15 protein-coding genes are annotated in these 15,924 nt (G+C 66.0%); all 15 read right to left on the minus strand.

From position 1 onward, the window contains the following. Position 1: 1 nt before the first annotated feature. Positions 2-658, minus strand: a complete 657-nt coding sequence (locus ACSLUQ_RS20065) for an aspartate/glutamate racemase family protein (RefSeq protein ID WP_417773810.1) — start codon at positions 656-658, stop codon at positions 2-4. After that, entirely contained in the window at positions 655-1,428 is a 774-nt protein-coding gene (locus tag ACSLUQ_RS20070; protein WP_461809540.1) for an aspartate/glutamate racemase family protein, read from the minus strand. Before ACSLUQ_RS20070 ends, ACSLUQ_RS20065 begins: the two co-directional genes overlap by 4 nt. A 29-nt stretch (positions 1,429-1,457) precedes the next feature. After that, positions 1,458-2,069 (minus strand): cysteine hydrolase family protein, encoded by a 612-nt coding sequence (locus ACSLUQ_RS20075; RefSeq protein ID WP_461809541.1) that lies wholly within the window; start codon positions 2,067-2,069, stop codon positions 1,458-1,460. After that, the gene (locus tag ACSLUQ_RS20080; RefSeq protein ID WP_461809542.1) at positions 2,066-4,138 is read right to left on the minus strand and encodes a hydantoinase/oxoprolinase family protein; all 2,073 of its coding nucleotides are present in this window, start codon (positions 4,136-4,138) and stop codon (positions 2,066-2,068) included. Before ACSLUQ_RS20080 ends, ACSLUQ_RS20075 begins: the two co-directional genes overlap by 4 nt. Continuing rightward, positions 4,135-5,871, minus strand: coding sequence for a hydantoinase B/oxoprolinase family protein (locus ACSLUQ_RS20085; protein WP_417773806.1), 1,737 nt, complete (start codon positions 5,869-5,871; stop codon positions 4,135-4,137). Before ACSLUQ_RS20085 ends, ACSLUQ_RS20080 begins: the two co-directional genes overlap by 4 nt. Next, the gene (locus tag ACSLUQ_RS20090) at positions 5,868-6,767 is read right to left on the minus strand and encodes an isocitrate lyase/PEP mutase family protein (RefSeq protein ID WP_417773805.1); all 900 of its coding nucleotides are present in this window, start codon (positions 6,765-6,767) and stop codon (positions 5,868-5,870) included. Before ACSLUQ_RS20090 ends, ACSLUQ_RS20085 begins: the two co-directional genes overlap by 4 nt. Before the next feature lie 3 nt (positions 6,768-6,770). Continuing rightward, entirely contained in the window at positions 6,771-8,186 is a 1,416-nt protein-coding gene (locus ACSLUQ_RS20095; RefSeq protein ID WP_461809543.1) for an MmgE/PrpD family protein, read from the minus strand. Between the two features lie 12 nt (positions 8,187-8,198). Next, on the minus strand, positions 8,199-8,897 hold the full coding sequence (locus tag ACSLUQ_RS20100; RefSeq protein WP_461809544.1) for an ABC transporter ATP-binding protein: 699 nt from the start codon (positions 8,895-8,897) through the stop codon (positions 8,199-8,201). Next, on the minus strand, positions 8,890-9,636 hold the full coding sequence (locus ACSLUQ_RS20105) for an ABC transporter ATP-binding protein (protein ID WP_417773841.1): 747 nt from the start codon (positions 9,634-9,636) through the stop codon (positions 8,890-8,892). Before ACSLUQ_RS20105 ends, ACSLUQ_RS20100 begins: the two co-directional genes overlap by 8 nt. Further along, positions 9,636-10,604 (minus strand): branched-chain amino acid ABC transporter permease, encoded by a 969-nt coding sequence (locus ACSLUQ_RS20110; RefSeq protein WP_417773802.1) that lies wholly within the window; start codon positions 10,602-10,604, stop codon positions 9,636-9,638. The genes ACSLUQ_RS20105 and ACSLUQ_RS20110 overlap by 1 nt, the downstream gene beginning before the upstream one ends. Then, complete coding sequence (locus ACSLUQ_RS20115; protein ID WP_461809545.1) at positions 10,601-11,473, minus strand: branched-chain amino acid ABC transporter permease; 873 nt, start codon at positions 11,471-11,473, stop codon at positions 10,601-10,603. Before ACSLUQ_RS20115 ends, ACSLUQ_RS20110 begins: the two co-directional genes overlap by 4 nt. 78 nt (positions 11,474-11,551) lie before the next feature. Beyond that, complete coding sequence (locus ACSLUQ_RS20120; RefSeq protein ID WP_417773800.1) at positions 11,552-12,775, minus strand: ABC transporter substrate-binding protein; 1,224 nt, start codon at positions 12,773-12,775, stop codon at positions 11,552-11,554. Continuing rightward, on the minus strand, positions 12,772-13,629 hold the full coding sequence (locus ACSLUQ_RS20125) for a GntR family transcriptional regulator (RefSeq protein WP_417773799.1): 858 nt from the start codon (positions 13,627-13,629) through the stop codon (positions 12,772-12,774). Before ACSLUQ_RS20125 ends, ACSLUQ_RS20120 begins: the two co-directional genes overlap by 4 nt. Positions 13,630-13,719: 90 nt before the next feature. Further along, positions 13,720-14,343 carry a 3-isopropylmalate dehydratase small subunit gene (gene leuD / locus ACSLUQ_RS20130; RefSeq protein WP_461809546.1) on the minus strand — a complete coding sequence of 208 codons (624 nt, stop codon included), beginning with the start codon at positions 14,341-14,343 and terminating at the stop codon, positions 13,720-13,722. A 12-nt stretch (positions 14,344-14,355) separates the two neighbouring features. Then, positions 14,356-15,792 carry a 3-isopropylmalate dehydratase large subunit gene (gene leuC, locus ACSLUQ_RS20135; protein WP_461809547.1) on the minus strand — a complete coding sequence of 479 codons (1,437 nt, stop codon included), beginning with the start codon at positions 15,790-15,792 and terminating at the stop codon, positions 14,356-14,358. Positions 15,793-15,924: the final 132 nt, after the last annotated feature.

Here is a 15,924-nt window from a genome sequence, read left to right on the forward strand (position 1 = left end):
GTCAGGCACCGCCGATTTTGCGTATGAGATCCGGCTTGCGCATTTCCGGTTCCGGATAGGCGCGCCGGCTGTGCGTGAGACCGAGGCCGACGAGGCTTTCGGCAAGCTTCACTGCCACGGGAAGCGGACGCACGAGCGGGACATGCGCTGCGCCCGAAGCAAGCGTGGCCGCAGTGCCGGCAAGCACCACCGCGTCGCTCGACGCGGCGCGCATGGCGATGTCCTCGGCGCTGGACACCTCGAAAACCCCGGAGCAATTGCCCAGGAGGCCATAGTCATGCACGAGCCGGCCGGCGCGGTTGAAATCGCGCGACGTGGCAAGCACGGAGAACCGGCCCGACAGGCTCATCGCGTGGAGCATCGAGCAGCGGCCGGCCGGGGCCACCGGGATCGAGAGCAGAGAGCGCAGCGCCGGAGCGCCGTAGTCGCCGAAGTCGGCCAGCGCCACCGCGTCGAAGCCTTCGGCTTCCGCGTCCTGGCCGGCGGCCATTACCGCAAGGTCCGCGAGCGCCCAGTCATGGGCGCCGACCGGTGGGGTGGAGACAAGAGGTACGCCGCGAACGACGATTTCGGTCGCTGCATCGGCAGCCGCCCTTGCCGCGTCGGTCTCGGCTGAGAGCTCGAGATCCTGCGGCACGAGAACGAGAATACGGGTCATTTCGCGCCTCCCGAAAGCGTGTCGGCGATTTCGCCCATGCGCGCCAGCCGTTCGGTGGCGACGGAGGAGGGCGCCGGATAGCTGGCCCGGCTGTGCGCGAGATTCAGCTTGATCGCGGCGTCGGCCAGCCGGTAGGTGAGCGGGCCCGGATTGATGATCGGCACGGGCAGACGCTCGGCCAGCCAGGCGTGGGCTTCGTGCATGGTCGTGGAGCCAAGCATGATCACGTCGGCGCCATCCTCGGTGACGCATTTCATGGCCGCGTCGTAGAGGGCGGGAAAGAACTCGTCCTCCTTGCCGGCAAGCAGGCTCTGGTTGTTGGGCTGAAGCCCGGCTGAGCGCACGGAGGCGAGCTTGTGGGCGATGCCGAGCTCGGCCACCGTCTTGCTGTAGAGGTGACGCCAGCGGTCCCACATGGCGAGCACGGAGAACTTCTCGCCCAGCATCAACGCGGTTAGCATCGCGTGCCGACCCGGTGCGATGACCGGGATCGACAGCACCGAGCGCAGAGCTGACATGCCGGAATCGCTCACCGTGTCGATGCACACCGCGTCATAGCCGTCTGCCTCGGCAGAAAGGCCGGCCTCGAGGATGCCTATGTCTGCGAGCACGGAATCCTGCTGGCTGACGTAGTTGACGGGTGCGATGCGCACGGGCTTGAAGTCGAACTCGATCCCGTCCCCGAGCTCAACCGCGTCGAGCTGCGCCTTGCGCTTCTCGAGGTTCTCCGCGCTCATCGGGAAGGGAACGATCACCAGGACCTTTGCCAAACTTTCCTCCTTGAAGTCTCTTTCCGGTCTTAGCCCGGGAATTCCTCGGTGATTTCCGCGACGGTGGCGACACGGCAGACAGGCTTGAGCGCCGCGATCGCCGTGTCATGCGTTTCTTGCGAGAAGGCCGCGCTGCCGTCGGACAGCACCGTCACGTCGAAGTCGCGCACATGGGCGTCGCGGACCGTGGAGGCGACGCCGCCGTTGGTGACGATGCCGCAGACGATGAGCTTGCGGATGTCGCACTTGCGCAGCACCCACTCGAGCCGCGTCATGTAGAACGCTGAATAGGCCACCTTCTCGACCGAAAGGTCGGCGGGGGCGAGTTCGTCGACGAGAGCGTGTCCCCAGCCGCCGGGCACGAAATCGCCCTTCTTCAGGAAGGGGCGCAGCTCTTTCAGATGCGGCGAGATCAGCGGCTCGCCGTTCTTGGCTGGGACCAGCGTGAACTGGGTCGAGATAATCCAGCCTCCGGCAGCGCGGATGCGGTCGACAAGCGGCGCCAGCCGCGCGGGCAGGGCGACGATATCGGCCGCGCCCTGTCCCGCCCGCCCGTAGGCGCCGTCCGGGTGCAGAAAGTCGTTCTGGAGGTCGACGACGACGAGGCCGGTGTTGGCGGCGGGGATCTCTTCACGCATCATTTGCGCTCCATGATGATGTTTCCAAGTTCGTCGACGCGTGCCTTGAGGTCGGGATCCACCAGAACGGTGGCGTCCGGCTGCTCGAGAATGGCCGGACCGGAGATCTCGGCACCGACGGGAAGGTCGAGGCGGGCGTAGATCATCGTGTCGTGCCATCCGCCGTCGAACCAGACAGGGCGTGTGCCGATCCGCGCCTTGTCGAGGGAGCAGTCGTCGCCGGGAGCCAGGGTCTTCAGATTGAACTGCGGGCGACGGCCGATGGCCGAGGTGCGCAGGTTGACGATCTTTGCGGTCAGCCCCGGCAGAAGGCGGCTGAACGAGGCCTGATAGGCCTTGTCGAAGGCCGCCTGGACGACGTCACGGGTAACGCCGGTGGTGCCCGTCTCGATCGTGACCGGCAGCGGCACCGACACCGTGTGGGTCTGGCCGATATAGTGCATGTCGAGCTCGAACACGATGTCGATCCGGTCCATCTGAAGCCCGGCGTCCTCGACGACCTGGCGCGCTGCGGCGGCTTCCGCGATCATGCGGGCGTCGAGCGCGTCGGGATCGAGTGCGTCGACCGTGAGGTTCACGGTCTGGACCTGATCGTGACGGATGTCGGCAATGACGCAGCCGAGCGCGGAATTGATGCCCGGATAGCGCGGAACGAGCGCTGCCTGGAGCCCGACGTCCTTGATGAGAGCGCCCGCATGGAGCGCCCCGCCGCCGCCGAAAGGCACGGCGACAAATTTCGCCGGGTCGTGGCCGCGCTCGATGGAGACGAGACGGATGGCACCGGCCATGCGCCCGTCGGCGACGCGAACGATGGCTTCCGCCGCCTCCATGACGCCAAGGCCCGTGGGTTTTGCCACATGCTCCTCGATCGCCGCCTTGGCAGCTTCGACGTCGAGCCGCGCCAGTTTGCCGCCGATGGGGCGCTCTGCATTGATGCGGCCGAGCACGATGTTGGCATCGGTGAGGGTCGGGCGCGTGTTGCCCTGACCGTAGGCGACCGGCCCCGGGCGGGAGCCGGCACTTTCCGGCCCGACCTGGAGCAGGCCGCCGGCGTCGACATGGGCGATGGAGCCGCCGCCAGCGCCGATGGTGGTGATCTCGATCATCGGCGTGCGCACCACGAGGCCGAAGTCGATGGTGGTCTGCGCCGCCAGCGAGGTCTCGCCGTCGACCACGAGCGACACATCGAAGGAGGTGCCTCCGAGGTCGCCGGTGATGATGTTGGGGAAGCCGGCTGCCCGGGAGATGGCGGCCGCCGCGATCACGCCGGCGGCCGGGCCGGAGAGTGCGGTGCGCACCGGCAGCTTGCGGGCGGTGTCGGTCGACATGACGCCGCCGTTCGACTGCACGATGTGGAAGCGACCGGTGAACTTCTCCGCGTTGAGTGCGGCGGAGAGCTTGCCGAGATAGCCGCCGACGACCGGTTGCAGATAGGCGTTGAGCGCGGTCGTGGAGGTGCGTTCGAACTCGCGTATCTCCGGCAGGATCTGCGCCGAGCAGGCGATGTTGTCGTTTGGCCAGACCGCCCGCACGGCCTCGAGCGCGGCAAGCTCGTTCTCGGGGTTCGCGTAGGCGTTGATGAAGACGATCGCGATCGCCTCGGCGCCCGCCGCAAGCGCTGCCTTGGCAGCCGCGGTCACGCCGTCCGTATCCAGTGCCTCGTCGACGCTGCCGTCGGCGAGCACGCGCTCGCGCACCTCGAAGCGCAGGTCGCGCTCGATCACCGGTGTGAAGTCGCCCCACAGGCCCCAGGTGTTGAGGCGGTCGCGGCGACGCATTTCGAGAACGTCGCGGAAGCCCCGGGTGGTGATCAGCGCGGTGCGAGCGCCCTTGCGCTCCAGCAGCGCATTGGTGCCAACCGTCGTGCCGTGGACGATGGAGCCGAGATCGGCGATGTCGCCGAAGGTCTTCAGCCCCTCGAGGAACCCGGTGGCCTCGTCGCCGCGGTTGGAGGAGACTTTCGCGGTCCGGAACCGTCCCGCGGCCTCGTCATAGTAGAACAGGTCGGTGAAGGTGCCGCCGACATCGACGCCGACGACGGCACCGCCACTGGTGGTGAACTGGTTGGTCATGCGGCAGCTCCTTTGCGCAGTTGCCGGGTTTCGTTCTGGTCGACCTGGCCATCGGCACCAAGGGCGACGCCATAGAGCGTGCGCGCAGCCTCGCGGGTGACGAAACCGAGGCGCACGTCGCGGGCAACCTTGTCGGCGGGGCGCGTCATTGGATCGCCGAAGCCGCCGCCTCCGGGCGCCTCGATGCGGATGCGCTGGCCCGGACGGACGCGAACATCGGTGATCTTGGAGGCCAGCTCCGGCGACTTGTCGCCCTCGTCCGATTGCCAGACGAAGCGGTTGAGCGCAGCCGGGCCGCCGCCTGCGACGCCGAGCGGCGGATAGATGCCGCGTTCGCCGAGCAGGAACACATCCGCGTTGGTCATTGTCTCCAGTTCATAGATCGCGCCGACGCCGCCACGGTGGTACCCGGCTCCGGCGGAATCGGGCCGCAGCGCCCATTGGGTGAACTTGACCGGGTAGGACGCCTCAAGGATTTCCGCCGGCGGAATAGTCGCCATGGAAATCGGATTGTTGGCATGGTTGAGCCCGTCGCTTTGCGGATTTCCGCCAAGTCCGCCGCCGAAGAAGGAGAACATCACGTAGCGCGAGCCGTCATCGCGGTAGCCGGCAACCGACAAAGCGTTGATTGTGCCAAAGGGGCCGGCGGTGGCGCGCGCGGGATCCGCCTGGGCGAGCGCGCCGAAGACGACGCCGATGACGCGCAAGATGGTTTCCGTGTAGCCGCCCACGGGCTTGGGCGGCTTGACGCCGAGAAGCGTTGTCGCGGGAATGTTGAAGGTGATCGGACGGAGGCAGCCGGCATTCGCCGGAACGGAGGTGAAGACATGCTTCAGCGCCACATAGCAGCAGGCGGCGGCGGTTGAATAGGCGATGTTGAGCGGGCCGGCGCAGGGAGCGGACGAACGCGAGAAGTCGAGCGTCATCTCCTCTCCCCGGATCGTCAGATCGAGGGCGATTGTCAGCTTGTCTGGCGTGATGCCGTCGTTGTCGAGATAGTCCTCGAACGAATAGCAGCCGTCGGGCAGCGCGCGGATCTCCTCGCGCATCATCGCCTCGGCGCGGTCGGAGAAGGCGTCGAAGGCTGCCGAAACGGTGCCGTCGCCATAGCCGTCGAGCAGGTCCGCGAGGCGCCGCTCGCCGAGGTCGAGGGCGTTGAGCTGGCCGTTCAGGTCGCCATAGTTGGATGCTGGTACCCGCGAATTTGCGGCCAGAATGTCGAGCAGGTCGCGGTTGATGACGCCCTTCGTGATCAGTTTCACCGGAGGAATGCGGACGCCTTCCTGGAAGCTCTCCGTCGCCTTGGCATTGAAGCCGCCGGGCACGTTGCCGCCGATGTCCAGCCAATGGCCGACCGAGGCGATCCAGCAATAAAGCTTGTCATCGCGGAACACCGGGCGCACGAGGCGGAAATCGTTGAGGTGCGTGCCGCCGGCGTAGGGATCGTTGAAGAGATAGGTGTCTCCGGGCGACAGGTCGCCGTCCTCCGCCACCTTGTCGATAACCGCCTTCACGGCGAAGGCCATGGCGCCGACGAAGATCGGCAGCCCGCGCGTGCCCTGAACCAGCGTCGCCCCGGTCTCGGCGTGGTAGAGGCCGTGGCAGGCATCGCGCGCCTCGGCGATGATCGGATTGAACGCGGAGCGGTAGAGCGTCGCGTCCATCTCGTCGGCGATCTGCTCGAGACGACCGTTGAGAATGGCGAGCGTTACGGGGTCGAGCGTCGTCGTCATTCCGCGTCACCTTTCATGGAAGAGGCTTGCGCCGCCCCGTATTCCTCATACTGCCGGCCGGTCTCGAGCATGGCCGGTGTGCCGATCAGCTCGTTCAGCTCACCGAACTGGAACATGTTGTCGGCGAAGGGCGCATTGGTGCCATTGGCGAACAGCGAGGCGTAGTAGGCCTGCGCGGTGCGGGCGAGGGCGCGTACAATGCCGCCGGGGAAGATGACGATGCTGAAGCCCATCTCGCCAAGTTCGGCTGCTGTGAACATCGGCGTGTTGCCGCCCTCGACCATGTTTGCAAGCAGCGGCAGCCGGCCGCCGAGAGACTTGCAGATCTCCGCGAGTTGCTCGGACGAGCGCGGCGCCTCGACGAAGAGTACGTCGGCGCCGGCATCGGCATAGAGCGAGGCGCGCTCTATGGCGCGCTCGTAGCCTTCAACTGCGACCGCGTCGGTGCGCGCGACGATCAGAGTATCCTCGCTTGCCCGCGCATCGACGGCAGCCTTGACCTTGCCGACCATCTCGGCGGCCGAAACCAGCGATTTGTCGCTGAGGTGCCCGCAACGCTTGGGCAGCGTCTGGTCCTCAAGCTGAATGGCACTGGCGCCCGCGCGCTCGAAGGTCTTCACCGTGCGCTGGACGTTGAGCGCGTTGCCATAGCCATTGTCTGCATCGACAATGATCGGCGTCTCGACCCGCTGGCGGATCAGGGCGATGGTCTCGGCGACCTCGTTCATGGAGACGAGGCCGATGTCGGGCCGACCGAGCTTGGTGTAGGCAATGGCCGCGCCGGAAAGATACAGCGCGGAGAAGCCGGCATCGGTGGCAATCGAGCCGGTCAGGGCATCATAGATACCCGGAGCGACGATCGGCTTGCCGCCGGCAAGTTGGGACTTCAGGGTCATTTCTTATCGATCCTTGATCGCGGGTTCGGTCAGGAGACCGTTCAGGCCCGTAAGGTTTTCCGCCGTGTCGATCGTTTCCACGGCGGCGTGCACGCGTTCGGCATGGGTCTCGCCCCAGACCGGGGTGGCAAGGTCGCGAAACTTGGCCCGCACCTCGTCGGCGGTGAAGGGATCAACCGCATCGCCGCGGTTGGTCAGCGTCTCGCCTGAAAGCACGCGCCCATCCCGAAGGCGGACGGTGACGGCGGCCGGGCGCATGGCCGGCAGCAGGGCGGTGTAGTCGGCGTGCTCGCGCACCCGGACAATCCTTGCAAGGCCGCGAATGCGCGCATCCGACAGCGACGGCTCGCGGAAGGCGTGAACCGAGGCTTCGCCATTGACCAGCGTCGTGGCAATGGCGAAGGGCAGGGAAAACCTGGCAGCGAGGACATTGTGCGGTTCGGGACCGTCGAGCTGTGCGGCCATCGCATATGTCGCCACCTCTATGGACTCGATGGCTTCGGGCGCGAGTGTTCCGTTCTCGGCAACGAGCCGCACCACCACGTCGAGGGCTGCATGGGTGAAGCGACACGCCGCATGACGCTTGAAGTAGTTGCGCTCGATTTCGAAGCGCGTTCCCAGTTCCTCGGTCATTCCCGCCGGAGAGAAGCCCTCGGCGAGGATCGAGCCGTAGACGCTGCCAACGCAGTCGCGCTCGCCGGTGAAGCCGCTGGCGACGAGGTCCCAGGCGGCCATGCCGTTGCGGTTGGAGAGACCACAATAGCTGTTGCGGGCCGTCGCTCCCTCGAGCATGGCGCTGAGGCTTGCGCCAACGCTCATGGTCGCGGCGACGTTGATCGTCTCCGCGAGCCGGGTCTCGTCGGCGCCTTCCAGCAGGGCGGTGGCGAAGGCCGCGCCGATGGTGCCCCATGTGCCGTGCGGATGAACGCTGGGACGCAGGCGGCAGGCCGCTCCGACGCGCGCGCCAATCTCGTAGCCTAGAATGAAGGCGGTGAGCAGCTCCGCGCCGCTGCGGCCGTTGGCCAGCGCGGTGGCCAGGGCCGCGGGCAGGACGTGAATGCCCGGATGTCCGCGTGCGAACTGATTGCCCTCGTCGAGTTCCAGTGCGGTTCCAGCGATGCCGTTGACGAAGGCCGCGTCGTCTCCACGCAGCGCGACACCGGCGCCGATGGCCGCAACCTCGCCCCGGCCGCGCCGGGCGAGGCGGCCGGCGAGCGCTGCGTTCTCGGTCTCCTGCATGCCGGCGGCCATGGCTCCGATGCAGTCGAGCATGACCAGTCTGGCCTGGGCGAGCAGCGACGGCGGCAGTTTGTCGACGGAAAAGCCGGTCGCGAAACGGGCCCAATGCGCCAGCCAGTCCGGCCGGGGTTCGGCAAGAAGTACGGAGGCGGGCACGAGGCCCGGGGAGGTCGTGGACATCGCTTGTCTCCCTTACAATCCGAGATAGGCGCGCTTGAGATCGGGATCGGCGGCGATGTCGGCGGCTGTGCCGGACATGATCACCTCGCCGTTCTCAATGATGTAGGCGCGGTTGGCGATCTCAAGCGACTGCACGACGTTCTGTTCGACGAGCATGATCGGCAGTCCTTCCGCGTTGAGCCGCCGGATCAGCGTGAACATTTCCTCCACCAGAAGCGGGGAGAGGCCGAGCGAGGGCTCATCGAGAATGAGGAGCTTCGGCTCGGCCATCATGCCGCGTCCGATGGCCAGCATCTGCTGCTCACCGCCCGAGAGCGTGCCCGCCGCCTGGGCGGAGCGTTCTCTGAGGCGGGGGAAGACCTCGTAGACATGAGCAAGGTTGCGCGCCCGGCTGGGACGCGCACGCCTGTAGCTGCCGAGTTCGAGGTTCTCTTCGACCGACATGTTGGGGAAGATCCGCCGGCCCTCGGGCACATGTATCAGGCCGGCGTCGACCGCGGCTATGGGCGAGCCGCCAAGCGTTGCGCCATCGAGGGCGATGCTGCCTGATGTGACCGGCAACATGCCGGAGAGCACCTTGTTGAGCGTCGTCTTGCCGACGCCATTGGCGCCGAGCACGGCGACGATCTCGCCACTGGCGACGGAAAGATCGATGCCGCGCAACACCTCGACCGCGCCATAGCCGGCGCGCAGGTCCTTGACCTCAAGCATGTGCTTCTCCCAGCTTCGCCATCCGTTCCGCCGCACCTTTTCCGAGATAGGCTTCGATCACGGTCGGGTCGTTGCACACCTGTGCCGGCGTGCCCTCGGCGATGAGCGCACCCTGTGCCAGCACATGAACCTGCTCGCACAGGTTCATCACCGCCTGCATGACGTGCTCGATCATCAGGATCGTCACCCCGTCGTCGCGGATCGCGCGGATGACGGGCACGATGTCGCGGATCTCGGAAGGATTGAGACCGGCGAGAACCTCGTCGAGCAGCAGCAGCTTGGGCTCGGTGGCAAGCGCGCGGGCAAGCTCCAGCCGCTTGCGCCCCGCCACGGTGAGGCTCGAGGCCGGAGCCTCCAGCTCCCTCTCGAGGCCGACGCGGACGGCGACCGCGCGCGCCCGTTCGACCGCGTCCTCCGTCTTGCGGTGGCGCAGGTAGGCCCCGACGGTGATGTTCTCCAGAACGTTCAGCCCGTTGAACGGCTGGACGATCTGGAAGGTGCGGGCGATGCCAAGTTCGGCGCGCTGGTGGGGGTGGAGCGCGGTGATATCGCGCTCCGACCATGAAATCCGCCCCGCGCTTGGCTTCAAGAAGCCGGCGATGATGGCAAAGAGCGTCGTCTTGCCGGCGCCATTGGGGCCGATCAGTCCGGTGATCGAGCCCTTGCCAACCCCGAAGGAGGCATTGCGCACGGCGACGAGGCCACCGAAGCGCATGGTGATGTCATCGACGCCGAGCATCATGAGGCAGCTCCCTTGGCAAGGCGCGGCGTGAAACGGCGCAGGAGGCCGAGCACGCCGCCGGAGGCGAAGGCCACGACCAGGATCAGCACAACGGCGAAGACGATGAGGTCGATACCCGGCAGGCGACCGGCGAAGCTCTTGGTCAGCTCGCCAAGCCCATGCAGGGTGAAGGCGCCGATGAGCGGGCCGAGCACGAGGCCGCGTCCGCCGACCATCGGGGCGAGCAGCGCCTCGATGGAGATCCACACGCCGAAGGCGATGGTGGAGTCCACGTAGAGGAAGTTCTGCACGTAGAGCACTCCGGCAGTCGCCGTCATCGCTCCCGACAGGCTGATTGCCTTGAGTTTCACCTTGAGCACGTCGACGCCGAGTGCGCGGGCCGCGTCCTCGTTTTCGCGCACGGCGACAAGCTGCGCGCCGAAGCGTGAGTTGGCGATGGCGCGGCTGATGACCAGCCCCGCGAAGACGAAGCCGAGCGCCAGCCAGAGGAAGGCCCCGCGGTCGGCGAACTGCATGTTGGCGAAGCCCGGGTCGAGCTTGAGCAACAAGCCGGCCGCGCCACCGGTCATCTCCGAGGAGTTGGCCAGGATGCGCGCGAGTTCGGCAAAGGCGAGGGTGATCAGCGCGAAGTAGGAGCCGCGCAGTCCGGCCCGGAAGCTGAGGAAGCCGATGACGAAGCCGACCGCCGCTCCCGCGCCCATCGCCGCCACCAGCGCCACCCAGGCGTTGACGCCGAAGTGCGACTGGAGGATCGCATTCGTATAGCAGCCGGTGCCGAAGAACACCGCGTGGCCGAAGGAGGTCTGGCCGGCGACGCCGCCGAGCAGGTTCCACCCCTGGGCGGCCAACGCGATGATCAGCGTCAGCACCATGAAGTTGGCCATGCTGTTGGAATGGAAGAGAGTCGGGACGAGCGCGAGCGCGACCGTGACGACGACGATTGAGAGATATCCCCGGGCCATCATGCTTTCGCTCCGAACAGTCCGGTAGGCCGCAGCAGCAGCACCAGGATGAAGATGATGAAGATGCCGATCTGTCCGAGGCTCTCGCCCAGCACCAGGCCGCTGACGCTCTCCACGACGCCGATCAGGAGGCCGCCGACCATGGCGCCGGGGATCGAGCCCATGCCGCCGAGCACGACGATTGTGAAGGCGATGTTGATGAAGGCGCCGCCGACGCGCGGATTGACGTAGAAGGTCGGCATCAGCAGGCCTGCAGCGATGGCCAGCGCCGCGCAGCCTAGCCCGAAGGTCAGCGCGTAGATGTGCCGCACATCGATCCCCATCAGGCTGGCGCCGAACTTCTCCTTGGCGACCGCACGGATGGCCTTGCCGGCATCCGTACGGCTCATCACGAACCAGAAGAGCGCGGTTACGGCGAGCGATCCGGCGAAGCCGACGAGCTTGGGTGTGGAGATGAGGAACGGCCCCGCCTCGACGACGGAGAACGAGAAGTCGGAGGAGATGGCGCGCGTGTCCGAGCCGAAGCCGGCCAGCAGGGCGTTCTCGATAAAGATCGACAGCCCAAGCGTGATCAGCAGGATGTTGCCTTCGTCGCCCTTGGAGGCAGGGCCGATGACGAAGCGCTGGAGGCCATAGCCGAGCCCGAAGAAGACGGGAGCCAGAACGAGGATCGACACGTAGGGGTCTACGCCGAAGAGGACGTTGAGGCTCCAGACCGCGAACATGGCACTGGCGAGCAGCGTTCCGTGCGCGAAATTGATGATGTGGAGGACGCCGTAGACCAGCGTCAGGCCGAGGGCGATCATCGCGTAGATGGCGCCCGTCAAAAGCCCGTTGATCATCGCCTCGATGATAATGATGGGAGAGTACATGTTGCGTTCCGCTGCCTGGAGTACGGCGACGGATCGCGGATCCGGCCATGTGGCCGGGCCCGCGATCCTGTGGCGACGTCAGCCGTTGGCGGGGAAGATCGGCTTGGCGTTGGAGAACTCCTCCGGATAGACGACGCGAATGTCGCCCTCCTGCACCTGGGTCGAGACCGGCGCCGCGCCTGTGTTCTGTCCGTTGACGAACTTGGTCGGGCCATAGGGCATCAGGTGATCGGAGAAGGTCGAGCTCGCGAGGGCCTCGATGATCTTGCCCCGATCGCTCGAGGCCGCGCGCTCGATGGCGTCGGCGAGAAGCGCCACGCAGGAGTAGTTGAGCGGCGTGTTGTAGTTGTAGGTCGAGCCCTGCTTCTCGACGCGCTCCTTGAGAAGCTGCGACTTCTTGCTGCGCGGATCCGGCCAGTGGTTGCAGTCCATGATACCGTTGGCGGCTTCGGGGAACTCGGCGACGAAGCGGCGGTTGGAGGCGGCTCCGTTGAGAACCGCGTAGACGCCCATCGGGCGCACGCGCTGCTGCTGCATGGTGCGGGCGAGGAGAACCGTCTCTCCGTAGTAGGTGCTCGGAATGACGAGGTCCGGCTTCAGCGAGCGCAGGCGAAGCGCGACGTTCGACAGGTCGCGCGACGGCGTCGGAATGGCGATCTCCTCGACGATCTCGAAGCCGTACTTCGGCAGTTCCGTCGACATCAGCTTCGCGAGGCCGGAACCGAACAGGCCATCCTCATGGACGAGCGCGACGGTCTTTGCCGGCTTGCCGGCGGCCTCGTTGATGCGAACGAGATTCTCGATTGCCGTCTTGGTGCAGATCGAGAAGCCCGGCGCGAAGCGGAACGTGTTCTTGAGACCGCGGCTGATGATCTGGTCGGAGACGCCGACGTCGACGATATAGGGCAAGTCGTAGCGCGAGGCAGCCTGCGAGGCGGCCAGGGCGATCGGCGAGGCGAAGCCGCCGACAACGGCGACGACGCCCTCTTCCTGCATGCGTTCGACTTCCTGGGCACCAGCCTCGGGGGTGGAGCGGGCGTCGCCGAAGATCATCTCGATCTTGGCACCACCGAGCGATTTGATGCCGCCAGCCTCGTTGATGTCGGAAATGGCAAGTTCGGCGCCGAGCCGGCCGAAGCCGCCGTCTTGCGCCAGGGCGCCGGTCACGGGCTGAAGAATGCCGACCTTGATCGGTGCGGGTTCTGCGGCGCGCAGCACGCCGGGTGCCGCAAGCGTGGCGAGGGCGGCGGCGCCGCCCTTCAGGATGGTTCGGCGTCGGATAGATGTTTCAAGAAACTTCATGGCTTGGTTCTCCTCGAAGGTGATGGTTTTTCCGCGCCGGTCTTCTTCTTCTTGTTCTTGGCGTTCGGTGTGTTCCGGCTTGCAAGCCGAAAGGTGTCGGCCGCTTTCCAGCGACGGGCGCCGTCGTCGCCCGTGCGCGTCAGCTCCATGTTGAAAGAGTAGCGGTCGGGCCGGTAGAGGGCCTGCAGATGCTCGATGCCACGGCCGTTCTCTTCGAAGACGACGCGCGTCATCGATAGCAGTGCGGCGCCGATCTCCAGATCGAGCGCGGAGGCGACCTCCGGCCCGGCGAGCGTGGCTCCGATGATCTGCTGCGCCTTGTCGGCGACCAGTCCGGAACGCTCGAGCAGCTCCAGAAGCGGGGTCGAGGCAAGATCGCTTTCCGAATAGGAGATGCCGATCCGCTCGGGAACATGGGTGACGAGGTAGGAGAAGGGCTGCCCGTCGATCAGGCGCACGCGGATCGACCGTTGCAGCCGCTCGTTCGGCTCGAGCTTCAATTCCTCGGCCATCGCCGGAGTGGCGTTCACATAGGAAAAGGAAATCAGCCGCACGTCCGTCTGCCGACCCATCTCGACGAGATGCGACAGCGCGTTGGCAAGGTCCGCCACGACCGGCATCTGCGCCGGCTTCGCGCTGACGAAGGTGCCGGATCCCGGCCGTCGCTCGATCATGCCGTCGCTGGCAAGCTTGTCGAGCGCGCGGCGCACGGTGACGCGCGAGACGCCGTGCTCCTGGGCAAGGTTGGGTTCACTTGGCAGGCGGGCGCTGTCGGCAACCTCGCCGCTCAGTATCTGCTCCCTGAGCAGGAGATAGAGACGACGTGCCTTGAGGGGTTCGATCGCGGCGGACATGTCCTTCTCTCCTGTTTTATGCTTAAGACATGTTCTGTCTTATTGAGAATACAGATCGCATAGTTTGTCAATGTCGTGACATCTGAAATTTCAAGGCGCGTCCGGCTGTCGCGGCACGAGCCAGGGACGTGCCGCCGCGTCGCGCTCCTGAAAGGAAGCGATCTCGGCGGCGTGGCTTTTTGTCAGGTCGATGTCATCCCAGCCATTGAGCAATTTCGTGCGCCAGACTGGATCGATGCGGAACGACACGGACAGTCCGCCGATGTGGATGCGGGTGGCCTGGAGATCGACGGTCGCCGCCAGCGTGCCGTCCTGCAGGGCGCGGAGAAGGACCTCTCCGTCCTCTTCCGAGACCGTCGCCGGCAGCAGGCCGTTGTTGACCGAGTTGGATGCGAAGATGTCGCCGAAGGACGGGGCGATGACGCAGGCGATGCCGTAGTCGACCAGCGCATAGACCGCGGCCTCGCGTGATGATCCGCTGCCGAAGTTGCGGCGGGTGACCAGAATTCGCGCGCCGGTCCTGTCGGGACTGTTGAGCGGGCAGTCGGCCAGTGCGTGGCCCTGCGTGTCGAAGCGCAGATCGTGCAACAGATAGTCGCCATAGCCATCGGCCCGTGATCGCTTCATGAAGCGGGCGGGAATGAGCTGGTCCGTGTCGACGCTCGACAGGGGCAGCGGGCAGGCGGTGGCGGTCAAGGTCGTGAAGGGCTGCATGGCGGGCTCTCCTCAATCCTGTGGAAGCTTGCGTGCGCCGACCAGCGGGCGCATGTCGGCGAGATGACCGGTGACGGCGGCCGCCGCCGCCATGGCCGGGGACATCAGGTGGGTGCGGCTGCCGGGCCCTTGCCGGCCCCGGAAATTGCGGTTGGTCGTTGACGCGCAACGCTCGCCAGGGGGTACGAGGTCGCCGTTCATGCCCACGCACATGGAGCAGCCGGCATCAACCCATTCCAGTCCAGCATCGCGGAAGATGCGGTCGAGGCCTTCCTCCTCCGCCTGGCGTTTCACAGGCGCGGATCCTGGGGAGACCAGGCCTGGCACCCTCGCCTTGTGTCCCGCCAGCACGGCCGCCGCCGCCCGCAAATCCTCGATGCGGCTGTTTGTGCAAGAGCCGATAAAGACCCGGTCGACGGCAATGTCGGTAAGTTTCTGCCCGGCGATAAGCCCCATGTAGTCGAGCGCCTCGCGGACGTGCGCCGCGCGGGCAGGATCGGAAATTCGGTCGGGGTCGGGCACTGTGCCGGTGATCGGCGAGGCATCCTCCGGGCTGATGCCCCAGGTAACGACGGGGGCGATTTCGCTGCCCGCCAGACTCACCTCCCGATCGAAGGGGGCATCCGTGTCGCTCGCAAGCGTCAGCCAGTGCGTCGTCGCCTGTTCGAAAAGCGCGCCGGACGGCGCGTAGGGACGGCCGCGCAGGTAGTCGATAGTGGTCGCGTCGGGAGCGATCATGCCGCAGCGTCCGCCCGCCTCGATCGAGAGGTTGCATAGTGTCAGGCGGCCTTCCATCGAGAGCCCGGTGATGGCGTCGCCGGCATATTCGATGGCATGGCCGGCGGCACCGTCCGCGCCGATGCGGGCAATGATCGACAGCGCGATGTCCTTGGCCGAAACGCCTGGCGAAAGCTTGCCGTCGACCGTGATGCGCATCCGCTTCGGCTTTTTCTGCCACAGGGTCTGCGTCATGAGAACGTGGGCAACCTCGGAGGCGCCGATCCCGAAGGCGATGGAGCCGAAGGCGCCATGGGTGGCGGTATGGCTGTCGCCGCAGACGATGGTGAGGCCGGGAAGCGTGATTCCCTGCTCAGGGCCGACCACATGGACGATACCCTGCGCTGGGTCGTCGAGACCGAAGAGCCGTAGGCCGTGATGGCGGGCATTGCCTCGCAACTGTTCGATCATGCCGCGGATCGCCGGGTCGACCTTCGTCAGGTCATGCGTGCGTGTGGGGACGTAGTGATCCTCGATGCCGAAGGTGAGGTCAGGGCGAAAGACGGAGGCGCTGCGCTCCTTCAGCCTGTTGAAGGCGTGAAACGAACCTTCATGCAACAGGTGCCGGTCGATCCACAGCAGGCACTGCCCGCTGTCGCCTTCCGTGACCACGTGGCTGTCGAAGACCTTGTCGAAAAGCGTCCTGGCTCCCGATTGCCCTGGCTTGGCCATGCCTTGCTCCTTCCCCGGCTACGCACCGAAATTAGCGCACGACGCGCTGTCTGAATCAAATCTTGTTTTAAAAGTAATACAGATTATTGTTTTCGAAAAACGTCAGGTAGCTGTCTGAAGAGGGTGAAGGTC

Source organism: Stappia sp. ICDLI1TA098, from assembly GCF_054880955.1.

What these genes read in the sequence shown, in the direction of transcription:
- ACSLUQ_RS20065 (WP_417773810.1), bottom strand. Translation starts at nt 658, where the DNA reads ATGACCCGTATTCTCGTTCTCGTGCCGCAGGATCTCGAGCTCTCAGCC.
- ACSLUQ_RS20075 (WP_461809541.1), bottom strand. Translation starts at nt 2,069, where the DNA reads ATGATGCGTGAAGAGATCCCCGCCGCCAACACCGGCCTCGTCGTCGTC.
- ACSLUQ_RS20080 (WP_461809542.1), bottom strand. Translation starts at nt 4,138, where the DNA reads ATGACCAACCAGTTCACCACCAGTGGCGGTGCCGTCGTCGGCGTCGAT.
- ACSLUQ_RS20085 (WP_417773806.1), bottom strand. Translation starts at nt 5,871, where the DNA reads ATGACGACGACGCTCGACCCCGTAACGCTCGCCATTCTCAACGGTCGT.
- ACSLUQ_RS20090 (WP_417773805.1), bottom strand. Translation starts at nt 6,767, where the DNA reads ATGACCCTGAAGTCCCAACTTGCCGGCGGCAAGCCGATCGTCGCTCCG.
- ACSLUQ_RS20095 (WP_461809543.1), bottom strand. Translation starts at nt 8,186, where the DNA reads ATGTCCACGACCTCCCCGGGCCTCGTGCCCGCCTCCGTACTTCTTGCC.
- ACSLUQ_RS20100 (WP_461809544.1), bottom strand. Translation starts at nt 8,897, where the DNA reads ATGCTTGAGGTCAAGGACCTGCGCGCCGGCTATGGCGCGGTCGAGGTG.
- ACSLUQ_RS20105 (WP_417773841.1), bottom strand. Translation starts at nt 9,636, where the DNA reads ATGCTCGGCGTCGATGACATCACCATGCGCTTCGGTGGCCTCGTCGCC.
- ACSLUQ_RS20110 (WP_417773802.1), bottom strand. Translation starts at nt 10,604, where the DNA reads ATGATGGCCCGGGGATATCTCTCAATCGTCGTCGTCACGGTCGCGCTC.
- ACSLUQ_RS20115 (WP_461809545.1), bottom strand. Translation starts at nt 11,473, where the DNA reads ATGTACTCTCCCATCATTATCATCGAGGCGATGATCAACGGGCTTTTG.
- ACSLUQ_RS20120 (WP_417773800.1), bottom strand. Translation starts at nt 12,775, where the DNA reads ATGAAGTTTCTTGAAACATCTATCCGACGCCGAACCATCCTGAAGGGC.
- ACSLUQ_RS20125 (WP_417773799.1), bottom strand. Translation starts at nt 13,629, where the DNA reads ATGTCCGCCGCGATCGAACCCCTCAAGGCACGTCGTCTCTATCTCCTG.
- leuD (WP_461809546.1), bottom strand. Translation starts at nt 14,343, where the DNA reads ATGCAGCCCTTCACGACCTTGACCGCCACCGCCTGCCCGCTGCCCCTG.
- leuC (WP_461809547.1), bottom strand. Translation starts at nt 15,792, where the DNA reads ATGGCCAAGCCAGGGCAATCGGGAGCCAGGACGCTTTTCGACAAGGTC.